General features: G+C 65.9%; 12 protein-coding genes, 1 tRNA gene and 1 pseudogene. 7 read left to right on the forward strand and 7 right to left on the reverse strand.

The window, feature by feature from the left end; genetic code table 11:
- Nucleotides 1-9 precede the first annotated feature (9 nt).
- The 3 genes from IPM80_05420 (at nt 10) to IPM80_05430 (ending at nt 2,268) form a co-directional block, all read left to right on the forward strand.
- Entirely contained in the window at nt 10-1,176 is a 1,167-nt protein-coding gene (locus IPM80_05420) for an acyl-CoA dehydrogenase family protein (protein ID MBK8957871.1), read from the forward strand.
- A gap of 85 nt (nt 1,177-1,261) precedes the next feature.
- Entirely contained in the window at nt 1,262-1,849 is a 588-nt protein-coding gene (locus tag IPM80_05425) for a hypothetical protein (GenBank protein MBK8957872.1), read from the forward strand.
- Nucleotides 1,850-1,971: 122 nt separating this feature from the next.
- Nucleotides 1,972-2,268 (forward strand): HigA family addiction module antidote protein, encoded by a 297-nt coding sequence (locus IPM80_05430; protein ID MBK8957873.1) that lies wholly within the window; start codon nt 1,972-1,974, stop codon nt 2,266-2,268.
- 32 nt (nt 2,269-2,300) lie between these two features.
- Here the strand turns inward: IPM80_05430 and IPM80_05435 are convergent.
- A tRNA-Phe gene (locus IPM80_05435) sits at nt 2,301-2,376 on the reverse strand.
- Nucleotides 2,377-2,573: 197 nt separating this feature from the next.
- Here IPM80_05435 and IPM80_05440 point away from each other — a divergent pair.
- Nucleotides 2,574-3,200 (forward strand): DUF1326 domain-containing protein, encoded by a 627-nt coding sequence (locus IPM80_05440; GenBank protein MBK8957874.1) that lies wholly within the window; start codon nt 2,574-2,576, stop codon nt 3,198-3,200.
- Nucleotides 3,201-3,231: 31 nt separating this feature from the next.
- The gene (locus IPM80_05445) at nt 3,232-4,008 is read left to right on the forward strand and encodes a DUF2182 domain-containing protein (GenBank protein ID MBK8957875.1); all 777 of its coding nucleotides are present in this window, start codon (nt 3,232-3,234) and stop codon (nt 4,006-4,008) included.
- A 112-nt stretch (nt 4,009-4,120) separates the two neighbouring features.
- On the opposite strand, the gene IPM80_05450 is transcribed toward IPM80_05445, so the two are convergent.
- The 5 genes and pseudogenes from IPM80_05450 to argH all read right to left on the reverse strand — a co-directional run bounded on the left by IPM80_05450 (nt 4,121) and on the right by argH (nt 10,685).
- Entirely contained in the window at nt 4,121-4,393 is a 273-nt protein-coding gene (locus tag IPM80_05450) for an oxidative damage protection protein (GenBank protein MBK8957876.1), read from the reverse strand.
- Nucleotides 4,394-4,414: 21 nt separating this feature from the next.
- Nucleotides 4,415-5,476 (reverse strand): A/G-specific adenine glycosylase, encoded by a 1,062-nt coding sequence (gene mutY / locus IPM80_05455; GenBank protein ID MBK8957877.1) that lies wholly within the window; start codon nt 5,474-5,476, stop codon nt 4,415-4,417.
- Nucleotides 5,454-6,023, reverse strand: coding sequence for a hypothetical protein (locus IPM80_05460; GenBank protein MBK8957878.1), 570 nt, complete (start codon nt 6,021-6,023; stop codon nt 5,454-5,456). The genes mutY and IPM80_05460 overlap by 23 nt, the downstream gene beginning before the upstream one ends.
- A gap of 24 nt (nt 6,024-6,047) precedes the next feature.
- Nucleotides 6,048-9,257 carry an AsmA family protein gene (locus IPM80_05465; protein ID MBK8957879.1) on the reverse strand — a complete coding sequence of 1,070 codons (3,210 nt, stop codon included), beginning with the start codon at nt 9,255-9,257 and terminating at the stop codon, nt 6,048-6,050.
- Nucleotides 9,244-10,685 (reverse strand): annotated as a pseudogene (argH, locus tag IPM80_05470) (argininosuccinate lyase). Before argH ends, IPM80_05465 begins: the two are co-directional and overlap by 14 nt.
- A gap of 188 nt (nt 10,686-10,873) precedes the next feature.
- Between argH and IPM80_05475 the strand changes: the two are divergent.
- Nucleotides 10,874-11,950: a histidine kinase gene (locus tag IPM80_05475; protein ID MBK8957880.1), complete on the forward strand. Its 1,077-nt coding sequence runs from the start codon at nt 10,874-10,876 to the stop codon at nt 11,948-11,950.
- Nucleotides 11,947-12,681: a response regulator transcription factor gene (locus tag IPM80_05480; protein MBK8957881.1), complete on the forward strand. Its 735-nt coding sequence runs from the start codon at nt 11,947-11,949 to the stop codon at nt 12,679-12,681. The genes IPM80_05475 and IPM80_05480 overlap by 4 nt, the downstream gene beginning before the upstream one ends.
- A gap of 480 nt (nt 12,682-13,161) precedes the next feature.
- On the opposite strand, the gene IPM80_05485 is transcribed toward IPM80_05480, so the two are convergent.
- Nucleotides 13,162-17,034 (reverse strand): choice-of-anchor D domain-containing protein, encoded by a 3,873-nt coding sequence (locus IPM80_05485; protein ID MBK8957882.1) that lies wholly within the window; start codon nt 17,032-17,034, stop codon nt 13,162-13,164.
- Nucleotides 17,035-17,222 lie beyond the last annotated feature (188 nt).

Genomic DNA, 17,222 nt, shown 5'->3' on the forward strand with positions numbered 1-17,222 from the left:
GACACGACATTGCCTGTTGCATATGAAGAACGCATCCGCCAACGCGAAGCGCTGCTCGCCTCGGTAGCGCGCATCCAGCCCGTCCTCACAGCAGGCGGCGTGCAGAGCGAGACCCTGCGCACCTTGCCCGCCGACGCGGTCGCGGCGCTGCGCAACGAAGGATTGTTCACGCTCAAGGTGCCGGCCGAATTGGGCGGCGCCGACGCCGATCCGGTGACGCAGATGCATGTCTACGAAGCCGTGTCGCGCATCGACCCGGCGGCCGGCTGGACCTGTTTCATCGGCTGCGGCGCGCTGGTGATGACCGGCTACCTGCCTGATGCATGCATAGCAGACATGTGGGCGGGCGGGCGCATTCCGACCGTCGCGGCGGTGGTCATGCCGGGGCGCGCCACGCGCGAGGCCGGCGGCTATCGCATCGATGGCTGCTGGTCGTGGGGCAGCGGCATCAACCATGCCGAATGGGTGGGCGTGCATGTACTGGTGGAGAACGAAGGCGCGCCGCCGGACTCGGTGCTGGCGATGCTGCCCGCCGCGCAGGTCGAGATCCTCGACAATTGGCACGTCGCCGGCCTCAAGGGCACGGGCAGTTACGACTTCGCCATCCGCGATCGCTTCGTGCCCGCAAGCCATACCTTTGATTTGCGTGCCATGCGCCCCTTACGCGGCGGCCCCGCGTTTCGCATGGGCATCCCGGGGCTGATCGCCAACGAGTTCGGCGGCTTCGCCGCGGGCGTGGGCCGCCGCGCGCTGGACGAAATCACGGCGCAGGCGGCCGGCAAGTCACGCGGCTACGCGGGCAAGGCAACCCTCGCGGATCGCCCGACCTTTCAGTGCTGGCTAGGCGAAGCCGATTTCAAACTGCGCGCCGCGCGCACGCTCATGTTCGATGCCTACGAACAAGCCTGGCTGCGCCTCTGCGCCGGCGAAACCATCGGTGTCGCGGAACAGATTGAACTGCGTGGCATCGTTGCCCACATGGTCAGGGTGGCAACCGAAGTCGCCAGTCAAGCCTATCGCTACGGCGGCGGCAGCGCCGCACGGCTCGACAACATGCTGCAGCGCTGCGTGCGTGACCTCGAAGTTGCCAGCGTGCACCTGTTCGCCAGCGATGCGATCTTCGAACAGCATGGCCGCAGCCTGTTGGGCGCCACCGATCTGAATCCGATGGTGTGATGAAAGAGCGCGGCTGGCGGTGATTGCCACGGCGTACATTGGAGGAAATATGACAGTTTGCAGGACAGTTGGCCGGGCGACAGGAATGGTTGTCGGGCAGGCCATGCTTCTCGGGTTGCTGGTCACACTCGGCGCTTGCGCGCTGACTCCTCAAGAGGTCAAGTTCGCTCCGACGGTCGCGCCGGTGAGCCGCACCGGGCCCGTACAGGCTAGTCAGAAGCAGATTGTCCTGGTGAGCGCCGATGAGCGCACCAGCACCTCAATCGGCAATCGAGGCGTGGGCGTTGGAATGAGCGCCGAGATCACGACCAACGACGATTTGGCCGCGCTGATAGAAAGCCAGTTGAAGGCCGCGCTCTCGGCTCGAGGCTTCGATGTCGTTGCTGGACGCAACCGCGAGCTCCACGAACTGCGAATCGAGCTGCGCAATGTCCAGTACCAGGTTACTCCCGGCATCGTCACGGGACATCTGCGCGCGGAAGCCGCGCTGAAAGGAATCTGCTCCTTTGGTGGCGAGCGGAAATACGAACACCTCTACCGCGGTGAGTCGACCGAAGAGGTCTTCGTCGTACAGTTCGCCGAGTCGAACACCAAGCACTTGAATACCGCACTTTCAGCGGCGATGAGCAACATCATGGCGGACAATGCGCTCATGAGCTGTCTCGCTGAATGAGCTCATGGCGTCGTGCAAAGGCCAGCCGGCGTTCTTGTGAGCGATCAGTGGCGCATCTGCTTCGTGTGGAAGGCGGACGGCGCCCACGACGTTGAACTTGGCGACTACCACTGAAGAGCGCCATGACCAAGAAGCTTCCAAACGTTCATCCGGGCGAGGTGCTGGCAGAGGAGTTCCTCGCGCCCATCGGCTTGAGCCGGAACGCGCTCGCTCGGGCGCTTGCCGTGCCGCCTCGAAGGATTAACGAGATTGTCTTGGGCAAGCGAGCCATCACCGCGGACACCGCGCTCAGGCTGGCGCGCTACTTCGGGACAACGGCTGAATTCTGGATGGCATTGCAGGCGGCGTTCGACCTGGAAGAGGCCAACGCAGCCCTGGGACGAGTGCTGGTCGAGTCCATACAGCCCAGGGCTGCATGAAAATTCTGCTTGACGTTTTAAGCATTCGAATGTGGTGGCCGAGGGTGGAATTGAACCACCGACACAAGGATTTTCAGTCCTCTGCTCTACCAACTGAGCTACTCGGCCAGGAAGGTCGCGGGCGGACGATGGGGTGCGTGGAGACGCGGCCGTCCGGCCCCTCGCGCCTTGCGCGCGAAGCCCGGCATTAAATAGGCTGGGGCGCGTCTAGTCAACCCGCCGCGGCCATTTACCTTGACCCTGGCACGGCCTGTGACCAAGATTGCCGCACGGGTCATCCAACACTGCATTACGAGGGGCGCGCTATGGCTACATCCTGGGCGGTCAAAGGCGAGTACATGGAGGCGTGCAGCTGTGACTTTCTGTGTCCTTGCATCGTCAAGAACATGTCTCTTCCCGCCACCCACGAATTCTGCAAGGTGGCCCTGACGTTCGAGATCACTGCCGGGCATTTCGGCGACGTGAAGCTCGATGGCGTGCGTTTCACCATGTTCGCCCAGTCCCTGGCGCTGATGTCGGCCGGGCAGTGGATCGGGGGACTGGTCATCGATTCACGCGCCAGCGATGACCAGGCGGCCGCGGTCGGCACCATCGCCAGTGCGGCGGGCAATGGACCGCTGGCGATGTTCGCGCCGCTGATCGCGGATTTTCGCGGGGTGGAGCGGGCGCTCATCGAATACGAGCGCAACGATGCCACGCATACGGTGCGCATCGGGGGATTGCTGGACCAGTCGGTCACCGGCGTGGCCAGCATGACCGCGCCCGGCCAGTGCATCGCCATCGACAACACCGCGCACCCGGTCAGCAAGCGCCTCAATCTCGCCACCGCGGTGCGCAATGTGATCGACGCCTTCGGCATCCTGTGGCGCGACACCTCGGGCAACAACAACGGCCATTTCTCACCCTTCGACTGGCAGGGCCAGGCGGCCTGACGACACCCCTCCTGATCGCGAGATTCGCGCCGTGAGCGACATGCCCCACGGCGCGAGTTTCTCGCGCGTGGGCTTTTCACTCGCGCTCGCCGCCCTGTTGGTGACGGCGGCGCTGGCCTGGGCGTGGCTGGTGGCGGCTGAAGAGGCGATGGCGACCATGCAGGGCGACGCGCCCTTGGCGCGGCTCGCGATGGCAATGATGACGCCGGGCGCGGCGCTGCCCTATCTGTTGTCCACCGCGCTCATGTGGCTGGTGATGATGGTGGCGATGATGACGCCGTCGGCGCTGCCCATGATGCTGGTGTTCCGCAGCCTCGATCGCGGTCCGGGCGGTGAGGGCGATGCCTTGTGGTTCGGCGCCGGCTACCTGGTGGCGTGGAGCGCCTTCGGTGTGCTCGCCGCGCTCCTGCAATGGTGGCTGCACGGCCAGGGCTTGCTTGGCGGCGCGCTGCTCGCCACTTCGCCGCGCGTGGCCGGCGCCATCCTCATCGCCGCCGGGCTATGGCAGCTCACACCCTTGAAGGCCGCGTGCCTGGCCCATTGTCGCGGGCCGATGGGATTTTTCCTCAAGCATTGGCGCGGCGGCCGTGCGGGCGCGCTGGAAATGGGCCTGCGTCACGGCCTGTTCTGCATTGGCTGTTGCTGGATGCTGATGGCATTGATGTTCGCCGGCGGTGCCATGAGCGTCGCCACCATGGCGGCGCTGGCGCTGTTCATTCTTGCCGAAAGGGTGTTGCCCGGCGGGGCGTGGGTGTCGTGGGGCGCGGGGCTGGGCTTGCTGGCGCTGGGCGGGGCGATGATGGCCTGAATGCGGCGCTGGGTGGGTCCGACTTCAGTCGGACACGGGACTTGCAGAGCACCATGCGTTCAATGCGGCAAATGTCCGACTGAAGTCGGACCCACACAAGGATGCGGCAGGACTATTCCTTCGGCGCCACGAACTCCTTCGGCGTCGCCGAACCTTCACCGAAGAAATACTTTTCCATTTCCGCCACCAGGAACGCGCGGTCCTTGGGTTCGATGGGCGTCAGGCGGTATTCGTTGATGAGCATGGTCTGGTGCTTGAGCCACATCTGCCAGGCGGCTTTCGACACCGATTCGAAAATACGTTTGCCGAGTTCGCCGGGATAGGTCGGTCTCTCCAGGCCTTCTTCTTCGCGGTCGAGTTTGATGCAGTGAACGGTACGGGACATGACGAGCCTCTGGGTTGACGGTCAGCGCAGACTTTCCAGCAGTCGCGTGACGGGAGCGGATAAGCCAATTCTTGTCGAATCGAATGGCGAATGCCAGCGCAGCGCTTGGCCTTCGCGGACCGCCAGCGCGTGGCTGTCGGCGCGCACGCGCAGCGGCGTGATGTCGAGATGGAAGTGCGTGAAGCTGTGGGCGATGGGCGCCAGGGTCTCGACGATTTCGCCGCCGCCGAGGCCGAGTTCGGCGAGCCGCGCGGGCAAGGCGTCCTCGTCACCCATTTCCGGAAAACACCACAGCCCGCCCCATATGCCATGTGGCGGGCGACGCTCCAGCAGCACTTCGCCGCCAGCGTTCTCGATGACCAGGAACAGCGTGCGGCGTCTCGGCATCACGCGCTTGGGGCGCGCGGCAGGGAAGCGTGCCACGCTGTCGGCGGCGAGGGCCGCGCAGTCGCCGGCCAGCGGGCAATCGACGCAGCGCGGACGGCTGCGCGTGCACAGCGTCGCGCCGAGATCCATGATGGCCTGCGTGTAATTGCACACGTCGTGGCGCGGCATGTGCTCTTCGGCGTATTGCCACAGGCGCTTCTCCACCGCTGATTCTCCCGGCCATCCCGCCACCGCGTGGTAGCGCGCCAGCACGCGTTTGACGTTGCCGTCGAGGATGGCGTGGGGCTGTTCACAGGCCTGGGCAAGGATGGCCGCGGCGGTCGAACGGCCGATGCCGGGCAGGGCCATGAGCGCATCGAGGTCGGTGGGGAATTCTCCGTCATGGCGCTCCATCACCGTTTGCGCGCAGCGATGCAGGTTGCGCGCGCGGCTGTAATAGCCGAGCCCCGACCACAGGTGCAGCACCTCGTCCTGGACCGCCGCCGCCAGCGCCGCGACGTCGGGATAATGGGCGACGAAGCGTTCGAAATAGGGAATGACGGTCGCGACCTGGGTCTGCTGCAACATGATCTCCGACAGCCACACGCGATAGGGCGTCCGGTCCTGTTGCCAGGGCAGACCGTGACGTCCGTGGCGCGCGTGCCAGGCCAGCAGGCGTGCGCTGAATCCGCTGTCAGCCACGGCGGTAGCCAGCATTGGCGATGCGTTCGATGTTGGCGCAGGTCTCGGCCACTTCGCTCATGAACACTTTCTTGAGGATGAGTGGCCCCAGCACCGGCGGGATCCAGAAACGCGGCGTCTGCCGCGCGCTGACGCTGATGCGCGTGCTGTCGTCGCCAAGCGCATCGATCTGCCAGTTCGCGGTGCCGTCCACGAACGTGCTTTCCTCCGGCACCATGGTGGTGGTGAGGTGGCCGGGCGATTCCTTGACGCGCTCGACGAAGTCCATGTCGAAACAGAACACCAGGATGCAGTGGCGCAGCTTCAGCAGGCGCTTCAATTCGCCGTTGTCGTAGCGATGCAGCACGCGGCTCTCGACGATGTCGTCGTTGACGCGCTTCATGTGTTCGAAGTCGGTGACCACCGCGTGCACGTCCTGCGCATTGGCCTTGAGGCGCGCGACGAAGGTGTACTGGTAAGTGCGGCCCTGGAAGCTGATCTCGGCGCGCTCGGTATCGGCCGCGTGTAAGGGCAGGCACAGCAGCAGCGAGAGCAGCGCCGCGGCGCGCAGGGCAATGAACATGAGCGGGCGCGAGATCCGACGGACTCAGAACTTGAGCAGGTTCTTGATGGTTTCGCCGTCCTTGCCATCGATGATGCCCTTGAGCTTCTTGCCCACGGCCTTTTCAATCTTCTTCTTGGCGGCGTCCTTGACCACGTCGCCGAGGATGTGGCCGAAATCCGGCAGGCAGGACGGGCTGTCGACCTGGCCACGGCAGGCTATCGGCACTTGGTAACCGCCGAGCTTGAAGGTGTTGGTGGCGGTGGCGGTGCGCTGTTCGGTGACGCCGAGCGAGAGGTCGTACTTGATGCTGTTGTCGTTGAGATTGACCAGCATTCCTTTGCCCTTGATGGTGAAGCCTTCGCCCGCCATCAGTAAATCGTCATTGCGCACCACGCCGTTCTTGACCGCCAGCGTGCCGGTCAGGCTTTTGAACTGGGTCTGGCCGCCCTTCGGCACCGGCACCACGCATTTGCATTCGATGATTTGTTCGACGGCGCGCAGGATCGCGACCGCGTCGACGCCGCGAAACACGCCGTTGTCGATGGCGTAATGGCCATTGCCGCCGAGGCTCTGCTTGATGTGCGGGCCGTCGCCGCCGGCGGCTTTCAAGGCGGCGTCGAAGCTCACCGCGCCCGACAGGCTTTCGTTGTTGGCGGTGTCTTTCAAAAGCGGTGCAATCTGCACCTTGTCGAGCTGGCTGTTGAGCGCCAGCGTCGCCTGCTTGCCGCGCGCATCCACCACCACCGCGCTCTTGTAGGCGCCTTCGTAGAGCTGCGCGGCCAGCGGGTCGAGCTTGATGAGGCCCTTGGCCGCATCGATGGCGAACTTCACGTTCTTCATCTTCGCGCCCGAGATCTGCAGCGCGCCGGCGCTGAGTTCACCCTTGATCTTCAAGCCGCGCAATTGTTCCACCGGCAGGGAATTGGCGGCGCCGGCCACCGCCGCATCGGGCGTGACGACGGTCTTGCCCTCGCCCTTGGCCGGTGGTTCGAGATAGCGGTCGGCGTTGATGCTGTCGAGCGCTAGCTTGAAGCTGAGGTCGGGACCGCTGAAGGCCGCCACGTCGATGCTGCCTTTCAGATGGCTGTCGTCGAGCGTCACCGCGAGATCCGGCAGCTTGATGCTGCTGGTCGTGCCGCTGAACGAGGTGTCGATGGCGAGCGCCGTCAGCGCCTTGGCATCGGCGGTCTTCGGCACCGCCTTGTTCAAGGTCTTCATGAGGTTGCGCGGATTGAAGCTCGGCACCGTGAGCTTGCCGCTGTAGCGCGGCGCGCTCATGATTTTCTCGGCCTCGATGTCGGCCTTGGCGTTGAGCCCGAGGCCGGTCACGGCCAGCGACTTGATGCTGGCGGTCTCGGCCTTGAGGTTGGCGTGCGCCGACGCGGCGGTGATCTCGAGGTCGACCGCCTGCGGCAGTTCCGCGCTCGCCACGCGTGCCACCACCGACAGCGGCGACAGGCGCATGTCGTCGAGTCCGCCCGCCACACCGGTATCGAGCTTGAGACTCTTCACCGCTTGCGCCATCTCGCCCTGGCCCACGGCGCGCAGCAGCGGCCCGGTATCCTGGCTCTCGATGACGAGCTTGCCGTTGAGTTGGCCCTGCTTGTTGGCGATGTCGAGGCCGCTGCCGTCGAGATTGCCGCTCAGGTTCACGCCCGCGAGGTTCGCCGTGAGCTTGGAAAGACTCATGCGTCCCTTGGCGAGATCGGCATCGAAGCCGCTCTCGAAGTCGAAGCGCTTGTTCGATTCCCTGGCCAGCGATTGCGCCATCGGCGCGAGCGCCGAGTCCTTGCCCTCGAGGCCGGCGGCCACCGCCAGCAGTGCCGGGAAATCCGCGCCGCTGGCCTTGAGTTCGCCCTGCACCGCCGGTTGCTTGCTGTTGGCATTGGTCGCGGTGACGCGGCCGCGGAGTTCGTTGCCGAGCAGCTTTGCCTCGAGACGCGGCAGCGCGGCCTTGCCGGCGCCCATGTCGACATCGAGGTCGACGTTGACGTCGAAGGACTTGTCGGGACTGCCGGCGAGCGCCTGGTTGAGCTGCTTCTGCGTGGCGCCGCTCGCGCCCTGCAGCTGCGCGATGATGGCCATCAAGGCCGGCAGGTCCGGGCCGTGGGCATGCAGGTTGCCCTTGGCGGTCGGCTTGTCGGTGTTGGCGGCGGTGGCGGTGAAGGCGCCGGTCAACTGCGCGCCCAGCACCCGGCCCTCGAGCTGCGAGACCTTCACTTCGCCGCTGTCCATGTTGGCATCGAAGGCGGTGGTGAAATCGAAGCTGCGATCGTTGACGCCCGCCAGCTGTTTGCCGGCCGGCAGGGCGAAGGCATTGAACAGCTGCGCCAGATCCGCGCCCTTCAAGACCAGCTGGCCGCTGGCGCTCGGGCGTTCATCTTCGATGTTGCGCGCGCTGAACTCGCCGCTGACGTCGGTACCGAGCCCGCTCAGTTTCAAGCCGCTGAGCTTGGCGGTGCCGGCTTTCAGATCGAGGTCCAGCCCGGCGTCGAGTTCCAGCTTGGCCGCGCCGCCCGGCAGGGTCGCACCGCGCATGTCGGTGGTGAGCACCAGGGGCGCGAGCACGTAGTGCTTGTCATCGACGTTGTAATTGAGCGTGCCGCTGAGCTTGATGTCGGCATCGAGCGCCGGTTGGTTGGCGGTGGCGGTGGCCGACAGCGCGAGCTCGATGGGCTTGCCGAAGGTCAGCGCGCCGGTGGTGGCGGTGAGGTTCTTGAGTGCGAGCTCGTGACCTGTAGTCGCGTCCTTCCAGGTGAAGCTCGCGTCCTTGATGTCGACGCCGCCGAGGATCAGCGCAGCGATCGGCGCGCCACCGTCGCGCTTGGCGGCACCATCGCCGGCCGCGCCGGGTTTGGAAAGGTCTTCCCAGTTGGTGACGCCCTCGGCATTGCGCGCGAGATTGACGCTCACGCCGTGCAGCACCACGGTATCCATCTCCACGCGCTTTTCGAGCAGCGGCCAGGTTGCGACCGCCACCTGGATGTCCTGCGCGGCGAGCATCGGTTCGTCGCCGAAGCCGGCCGCGTTGCCGAGCGTGAGCGGGCCGGCTTTCAGGCGCAGCTTCGGCCACAGCGCGACTTCCAGCGGGCCGCTCAGCACGAGATCGCGACCGGTCTCGGCCTTGACGCGCGCGATGAGTTCGTCCTTGTATTTTTCGGGATTGAAGGTGGCGATGAAGATGCCGGCGCCGATGACCACCACGGCCACCAGCGCGACGACCGCGATGGCGAGGACTTTAAGAACTTTCATCGGCAACTCCCGGGGCGCCGACGCTGGTCAGCACCTTTGCGATGCGAGTACGGGCCCGCGCGCAGGCCGCGCGTACCTGGTTGGGCGCGGTGCCGCCGAAGTGATCGCGGGCGGCGAGGCACTGATCCATGTCGAGCACGCGGTACACCGACTCATCGAGCGCCGCGTCGAGCTTCTGGTATTCGGCCAGCGGCAGCTCATGGAGTTCGCAGCCGCGCGCCACGGCCAGACCCACGGCCGCGCCCACCACCGCGTGGGCATCGCGGAACGGCCGGCCGAGCCGCACCAGGTGATCGGCCAGATCGGTGGCGGCGATATAGCCGCGCGCGGCGGCGGCGCGCATGCGCGCACGCTCGACCTTCAGGGTCGGCACGAGATCGGCGAACGCGCGCGTGCAGGCGTTGATGGTATCCAGGGTATCGAACAAGGGTTCCTTGTCCTCCTGGTTGTCCTTGTTGTAGGCCAGCGGCTGGCCCTTCATCAACGTGATGAGCGACATCAGGTGACCGACCACGCGTCCCGACTTGCCGCGCACCAGCTCCGGCACGTCGGGGTTTTTCTTTTGCGGCATCATCGACGAGCCGGTGCAGAAGGCATCATCGATGTCGACGAAGCCGAAGGCCTGGGAATTCCACAGCACCAGTTCCTCGGACATGCGCGAGAAATGCACCATGAGCAGCGATGCCGCGGCCGCGAACTCGATGGCGAAGTCGCGATCGCTTACCGCGTCCAGGGAGTTCTCCGCCGCGCTGTCGAAGCCCAGCAGCTCGGCGCTGCGCGCGCGGTTGATGGGGAAGGTGGTGCCGGCCAGCGCGCCGGCGCCCAGCGGCAGCACGTTGAGCCGCGCGCGCGGCAGTCGCGCAGACGGCCGGCGTCGCGCAGCAGCATCTCGAACCACGCCAGCATGTGATGACCGAAAGAGATCGGCTGCGCGGCCTGCAGGTGCGTGAAGCCCGGCAGCAGGGTGTCGGCTTCCTGTTCGGCGAGATTCACCAGCGCCTGCATGAGGCGCCCCAGGCGTTCGACGAGGGCATCGATCTCTTCGCGCAGGTACAGGCGAATGTCGGTCGCGACCTGGTCGTTGCGCGAGCGCGCGGTATGCAGCTTCTTGCCCACTTCGCCGACGCGCGCCACCAGCGCGCTCTCGACGTTCATGTGCACGTCTTCGAGTTTCACCGACCAGCTGAAGCGGCCGGCCTCGATGTCGGCACGCACCGCCGCGAGGCCGTCGGCGATGGTTTCGAATTCGCTGACCGCGAGCACGCCGCATTCGGACAGCATGCGCGCATGGGCGATGGAGCCGCGGATATCGCACAGCGCGAGGCGCTGATCGAAGCTCACCGAGGCGGTGAATTCCTCGACGAAGGCGTTGGTCGGCGCGGTGAAGCGGCCGCCCCAGGGTTTGTCGGGTGCGGAGGTCGATGACATGGCGTGGGCTTGCGGTCTGGGGCTATGAAAAGGAGTGGCCAGTATAGCCCAGGCCATGCCGGCGGCGGTTTGGCCCCCGGCCGTGGATTGACCCCGCGGCGAGCGGCGAACGACACTAGCGCCAACCATGCCGGCCGCCACTTCGCCCCTCGTTCACGTGTCACGCATCGCCGCGTCGGCGCATTGCCATGGCTGACGCCACGCCACGCGACGCCGGCCTCGACGCGGAAGCGGTGTTCCTGCCGGACCTGTGCGGCGTGCATGCCTTGTTCGTGGTCGTCATCTCCAGCGAACTGGTGGCCTTCATCATCATCATCGCGCGCCATGGCTTCGGGCCGAGCTTCGTCGACGAACTGGCGCTGCTGTCGATGTATTCGCAATGGCTGGGTTTGTCCTCGGCGGGCGCCCTGTGCCTGGCGCGCCGGCCGCTCGCCGGCCGTTCCGAACGCAGCATCGCCATTGCGAGCTTCCTGCTGGTGGTGGCGATCGCGTGGCTGGTCGCGGAACTCGCGTGGTGGGTCTTGAACCCGGTGGTCGGCGCCGGCGCCATCATCCAGATCGGACACGCGGACCTGGTCGGCCGCACGGTGTGCGTGGCGGCCATCGTCGCGGCCCTGGTGCTGCGCTACTTCTACGTGCAGTTCCACTGGAAGCAGCGCGTGGCGTCGGAGGCCAGCGCGCGGCTCGAAGCGCTGCAGGCGCGCATCCGGCCGCATTTCTTCTTCAACTGCATGAACACCATCGCGAGCCTCACGCGCAGCGATCCGCCGCTGGCCGAGCGTGCGGTGGAGGATCTCGCCGACTTGTTCCGCGCCAGCCTCGCCGACGCGCGCGCGCCGGTGCCGCTCGCCACCGAGTTCGATTTCGTCGAGCGCTATCTCAGCATCGAACGTTTGCGCCTCGGCGCGCGGTTGGCGGTGGACTGGCAGGTGCAGGACCTGCCGCAGGGCGCGCGCCTGCCGCTGCTCAGCCTGCAACCGATAGTCGAGAACGCCATCTACCACGGCATCGAGCCGATCCGTGGCGGCGGCACCATCGTGATTGCCGCGCATTGCCGCGACGGCCGCCTGGAAGTGACGGTCTCCAATCCCTTCGAAGCCGAACATGCCACCCATCATCACGACGGCAATCGCATTGCCCTCAATAACGTACGGCAGCGTCTGCGTGCGCATTTCGGCAACGACGCCGAACTCGACAGCGAGCAGCGTGACGGGCGCTACGTGGTGTGCTTGCGCGTGCCCCTGGCCGGCCCGGGCGTGGCATGAGGATCCTGGTGGTCGACGACGAGCCGCTGGCGCGCCGGCGACTCGTCTCGCAGGTGGCCGAACTCGGCATGGGCGAGGTGGTGGGCGAAGCCGACGACGGGCTGGCCTGCCTGGCCGCCGTTGAACGCCTGGCGCCCGAGGTCGTGCTGCTCGACGTGCGCATGCCCGGCATGGACGGCCTGGAAGTGGCGCGTCATCTCGGCACGCTGGCCACGCCGCCGCTAGTGATCTTCACCACCGCCTACGACGAACATGCGCTGGCGGCCTTCGAATCCCACGCCCTCGACTACCTCTTGAAGCCGGTGCGCAGCGAGCGCCTGCGCGATGCCTTGCAACGCGCCGAGACCCTGCGCGTCGGTCGCGAAGTGCTGGCCGAGCAGCAACTGCCGGCCAGCGTGCGGCGTCGCCACGTGAGCGCGGTGGTGGGCGGCGCGCTGCGGCTCATGCCGATCATCGAGGTGCTGTATTTCCAGGCCGACCAGGGCTATGTCAGCGCGGTGTCCGCCCACGGCCAGTTGCTCATCGAGGATTCGCTGCGCGCGCTGGAAGAGGAATTTCCCGACGACTTCGTGCGCATCCATCGCAACGCGCTGGTGGCGCCGGCCCACGTGCGCGGCCTCGAGCGCGATGCCGAGGGCAATGTGTTCGTGGTGTTCGAGGCGCGGCCGGAGCGGCTGATGGTCAGCCGCCGCCTGATGGCGCAGGTGAGGAAGAGTTTGCGGGGAAACTAACGCGCCGCACAACATTTCCTGATGTCAGGCTGAAGCCTGACCCACAATGCAGTCACCAACATTGTGGGTCAGACTTCAGTCTGACATTCAGCGGCGGCGACCGGCGTCCATACCGATAAAGGCCAGGCAAGCCTACCGGCCCCCCCAGGCTGAAGCCGACCCACGAGAAGCACTCCACCTGTGGGTCAGACTTCAGTCTGACATTCAGCGGCGGCGACCGGCGTCTCCATTACCGATATAAGGTCAGGCTGAAGCCTGACCCACAAAGAGAAGCACTCCACCTGTGGGTCAGACTTCAGTCTGACATTCAGCGGCGGCGACCGGCGTCTCCATTACCGATATAAGGCCAGGCTGAAGCCTGACCCACAAAGAGAAGCACTCCACCTGTGGGTCAGACTTCAGTCTGACATTCAGCGGCGGCGACCGGCGTCTTCATTGCCAATAAATGTCGGGCTGAAGCTTGACCCAAAAAGAGTGAACTCAACCCCGCGCCTTGCGCCGACGCAGGCCGGCCAAGCCCGCCAGTGCCGAACCCAGCAACCACACCGCACCCGGCACCGGCACCGCGGCCGGCGTCACCACGCCCTTCAAGGTGACGCTCAGGCTGCCAATCCGCAGATCGAAACCGCTGGCATTGGCGCTGAACAGGTTGAGCGTGAAGACATCCTGGAAATTGCCGGCCACCAGGGTGTCGAGCACCACCGACAGGTTGTGCGCATCACCGGCGGCGAGGGTTGCCGCGCCGAAGCCGTTGACGCCGAAGTTGCTGCTCGTGCCCGAGAACTCGAAGCGCAGATCGTCGGCCGGGCCGGTGATGTCGTTGCTGAGCGCGAGCAGTGCGGTGAAGCTGCCGCTGTTCTCGGCGAGGGTGTCGAAGTCCAGGGTCACGCTGGCGCCCTGCAGTTCGAAGCTGCCGTCGCCACCGGTCTTGGCCAGCAGCGGGTTGGCGAACTCGTTGACCTGCGCGTTGAGCGCCACCAGCGCCGGTGCGAGGCTCAAGTCCGACATGTCGGTGTTGTGCGAACTGAGAGCGATGAGCGCCGTGCCGCTGAAAATGCCGGCGGCGCTGGTGTCGAGCGCGACATTGAGGCTGAGGTTGTCCGCGCCGCCGGCAGCGAGGCCGGCGCCGAGATTGCCACTGCTGCCGGCAAATGCCGAGTTGGCACTGACACTCGCCAGCAGTACGTCGGTCAAGGCGCCGCTCGCACCGTTGGCAATCGCGATGTTGCGCGCGCCGACCACGTCGCCTTTGTGCACGATGCCGAAGTCGATCGGCGCGTTGTCGAGCCTGGCGACAGCCTGCGCGTAGATCTTGCCGGAGAGGGCGATGCCCTGGGCGCCGAGCGCGGTCTGGCCGAGTTCGCTGGTGCCGGCGCCGTCCGACACGAAATTCACCACCGCGGTACCGGACTTGGTACCGGCCGTGGCGGTGTCGAGGGTCACTTTCATTGCGCTCGAATCGCCGAGCCCCGCACCGAGCAGGTTGACGCTGCCGGCGGCGGTGAAGCCGTCGGTCACGGCGCCGAAGCTCGCGTTGAGTCGTTCCGAGAAACCGTCATTGATCGCGACGTTGGTCACGTCCAGGGTCTGCTCGACCACGTCACCGACACGATGCGTGCCGAAGTTCACGGGCGCGGGCGTCAGCGCGCCAGGTTCCGCGTAGCGGTAGGCCGCCGAGCTCACGATGTCGAGGGTGGTGTCGGCGACGTTGTCGAAGTTGCTGGTGATGTTCACCGACTGCGGGGCGAGCAGGCCGGCGCTGGAGGCGGTCAAGGTCACCGCCAGGTTGGCGCTGGAGGCGCCCGCGGCTACCGGGCCGAAATTGGACGCCGTCACGCCGCTGCCTGACAAGCGTGCATCGGTGATGTTGCCGCCGTTGACGCTGGTCTGCAGCGCGCCGCGCAGCGCCGGGCCGGTGACGCCGCTGTTGGCGACCTGGTAATTCTTGGTGACGACATCACCCACGTGCACGTTGCCGAAGCTCATGAAGTAATTGGAGCCGCTGCCCGAGACCTCGCCGCTCAGGGCCTGCGCGACGTCGCCACTCGCGAGGATCTGCCCGCTGCCCACCACGTTGGCGTGCGCGTTGAAGCTGTTGCCAGCACCGAAGTTGGCGTTGGTGTAGTCCTCGGCGACGGTCACGTTGTGCGTGCCGAGATCCAGCGTGCCGTTGTTGACCAGCAAATCGCCGTCGGAATCGGCGCCTAGCGTCAGCGTCGCGCCGCTGTCGGCTTGTATGGTGCCGCTCTGGCCGTCGATACCGCCGGTGATTTCGAGCTTGCCGCCACTGGCGCGCACCAGGCCGTGGTTCAACACCGTGTTGGTGATGGCGCCGAAACCCGAGATGTGGCCGGCCGCGTTGTTGGCGAACGAGGTGTTGGCATGCGCCGTGCCGCCCGCGAGTTGCACCTGGCCGTCGTTGCTCAGTGCGTCGTTCGCGGTCAAGGTACTGAGCGGGCCGACCGCCAGCGTGCCGGTGTTGGCGAGCGCTCCGACCGTGGTGAAATTGCGGCCGTTCTTGATCGTGAATGAACCGGTATTGGCGGCGAGCGGATTGACCGCGTTGAAGCTCGAGCCCGGACCGTCGAGTTCGATGGTCGCGGCATTGGTGCTGAAGGTCGCGGTGCCGAAGTTCATGGTCGAACCGGCGTCCACTTTCCAGCTGCCACCGCTCAGGGTGTTGGCGGCAAGGTTGGTGAGGTTGCCGGCGTTGGTGCCGACGGTCAGCGTGCCGCCGAAGATGGCGGCGAGGGTGCCAGTGTTGGTGAAGCTGTCGGGATCGACGGTGACGGTGCGGCCACCGACCGTGGAACGGATGGTGCCGTGATTGATGATCGTGCCGCCGCTGCCGGAGCTGACGGCGATGTTGCCGGCACTGGCGTTGTTGACCACGGTCACGCCGGAGCCGATGGTCAGGGTCTGCGCGTCGTTGACGAACAGGCGCAGGGTCGAGTTCGCGCCGGGCGTCAGCATCACGGTACCGGTGCCGCCGAGAGTGCCGGTGTTGAACAGAAGGCCATTGGTGGTGGTGGTGAAGCCATTGTTGGCGCTGTTCACCCCCAGGATCTCGCTCGGGGCCTGGTCGAGCGTCAGCCCATCGTTGATGGTGAGCGCGATATTGCTCGAGGAATTGCCGACGCTCATGAAGCCGGACAGCGTCACACCGCCGGACAGCGTGCTGTCGGCGGTGACCACGAGCCGGGAGAGAGTCAAGCTGCGGCGCGCGGTGTCGATGGTGCCGCCGACAATGGTGCCGCCGGCGAGATTGATGTTGCCGGTGGTGTCGTTGAAGAACAGCGTGTCGCCGCTGTTGTCCAGCGTGCCGGTGATGTTGATCACGCCATTCGCGACGTTGCCACTGCGGCTCACCGTACCCATCTGGTGGGTGGTGAAGTTGCCGCCGAGGTTGACCGTCGAGTTCGAGTCTTCGTCCAGCGAAATCGTGCCGGCGGAATTGTCCCAGTTGCCGCCCAGCGTGAGGGTGCTGCCGAAGACGGCGGCGAGGGTGCCATCGTTGGTGAAACTGTCGGGATTGACGGTGACGGTGCGGCCACGGTTAGCGGAGCGGATGGTGCCGTGGTTGATGATCGTGCCGCCGCTGCCGGAGCTGACGGCGATGTTGCCGGCACTGCCGTTGTTCACGATGGTCACGCCCGAGCCGATGGTCAGGGTCTGCGCGTCGTTGACGAACAGGCGCAGGGTCGAGTTCGCGCCGGGCGTCAGCATCACGGTACCGGTGCCGCCGAGAGTGCCGGTGTTGAACAGAAGGCCATTGGTGGTGGTGGTGAAGCCATTGTTGGCGCTGTTCACCCCCAGGATCTCGCCCGGGGCCTGGTCGAGCGTCAGCCCGTCGTTGATGGTGAGCGCGATATTGCTCGAGGAATTGCCGACGCTCATGAAGCCGGACAGCGTCACACCGCCGGATAGTGTGCTGTCGGCGGTGACCACGAGCCGGGAGAGAGTCAAGCTGCGGCGCGCGGTGTCGATGGTGCCGCCGACGATGGTGCCGCCGGCCAGGTTGTAGCTGCCGTTGACGATATCGATCGCCGATGCGGTCAGCGTGCCGGTGGTATGGGACAGCGTGGCGCTGGTCGAGTCGAGAGTCAGCTGGCCGATGCTCGCCGCGCTGTCGAGCGTCACCGTGTAGGCGGCGCCGGCGGCATTGATGGTGGCGTTGTAAGTATCGGTGCCGCTGTTGTCCGGACGCGCGCCGTTGCAACTGGCCCAGTTGGCTGCGCCGTTCCACGTGCCGCTGGCGGCACTGGCCCAAGAGCAATCGAAGTTCGCAGCCTGCGCACTGGCGCCGAAAGCCAGCGCCGCGAGGGTCGCCACGGGGCGTACCAGGTCGCGCATGCGATGGTTCCACGGGGTTTTCGGCCAACGGGATGTCGGTGAGTACGGCAGTTGGCCGCGCGAGGCAGAGCGCTTGTTCATGAAATGCGGTTGCTTTGTTCTTCGTTTTTTTTATTGGGCTGTCTGGCCACGTCCCCACGCGTCCAGGCACAGCAAGTGGCCGCAACGATAGCCCGCCACTCGAATCG

It is taken from the genome of Pseudomonadota bacterium (genome assembly GCA_016719885.1).
In the GTDB taxonomy this organism is placed as follows: domain Bacteria; phylum Pseudomonadota; class Gammaproteobacteria.

Bases quoted from the DNA above. Each gene is read 5' to 3' on its own strand.
- IPM80_05450 (MBK8957876.1), bottom strand. From the start codon at position 4,393: ATGTCCCGTACCGTTCACTGCATCAAACTCGACCGCGAAGAAGAAGGC.
- IPM80_05485 (MBK8957882.1), bottom strand. From the start codon at position 17,034: ATGCGCGACCTGGTACGCCCCGTGGCGACCCTCGCGGCGCTGGCTTTC.
- IPM80_05460 (MBK8957878.1), bottom strand. From the start codon at position 6,023: ATGTTCATTGCCCTGCGCGCCGCGGCGCTGCTCTCGCTGCTGCTGTGC.
- IPM80_05480 (MBK8957881.1), top strand. From the start codon at position 11,947: ATGAGGATCCTGGTGGTCGACGACGAGCCGCTGGCGCGCCGGCGACTC.
- IPM80_05425 (MBK8957872.1), top strand. From the start codon at position 1,262: ATGGTTGTCGGGCAGGCCATGCTTCTCGGGTTGCTGGTCACACTCGGC.
- IPM80_05465 (MBK8957879.1), bottom strand. From the start codon at position 9,257: ATGAAAGTTCTTAAAGTCCTCGCCATCGCGGTCGTCGCGCTGGTGGCC.
- mutY (MBK8957877.1), bottom strand. From the start codon at position 5,476: ATGCTGGCTACCGCCGTGGCTGACAGCGGATTCAGCGCACGCCTGCTG.
- IPM80_05440 (MBK8957874.1), top strand. From the start codon at position 2,574: ATGGCTACATCCTGGGCGGTCAAAGGCGAGTACATGGAGGCGTGCAGC.
- IPM80_05475 (MBK8957880.1), top strand. From the start codon at position 10,874: ATGGCTGACGCCACGCCACGCGACGCCGGCCTCGACGCGGAAGCGGTG.
- IPM80_05430 (MBK8957873.1), top strand. From the start codon at position 1,972: ATGACCAAGAAGCTTCCAAACGTTCATCCGGGCGAGGTGCTGGCAGAG.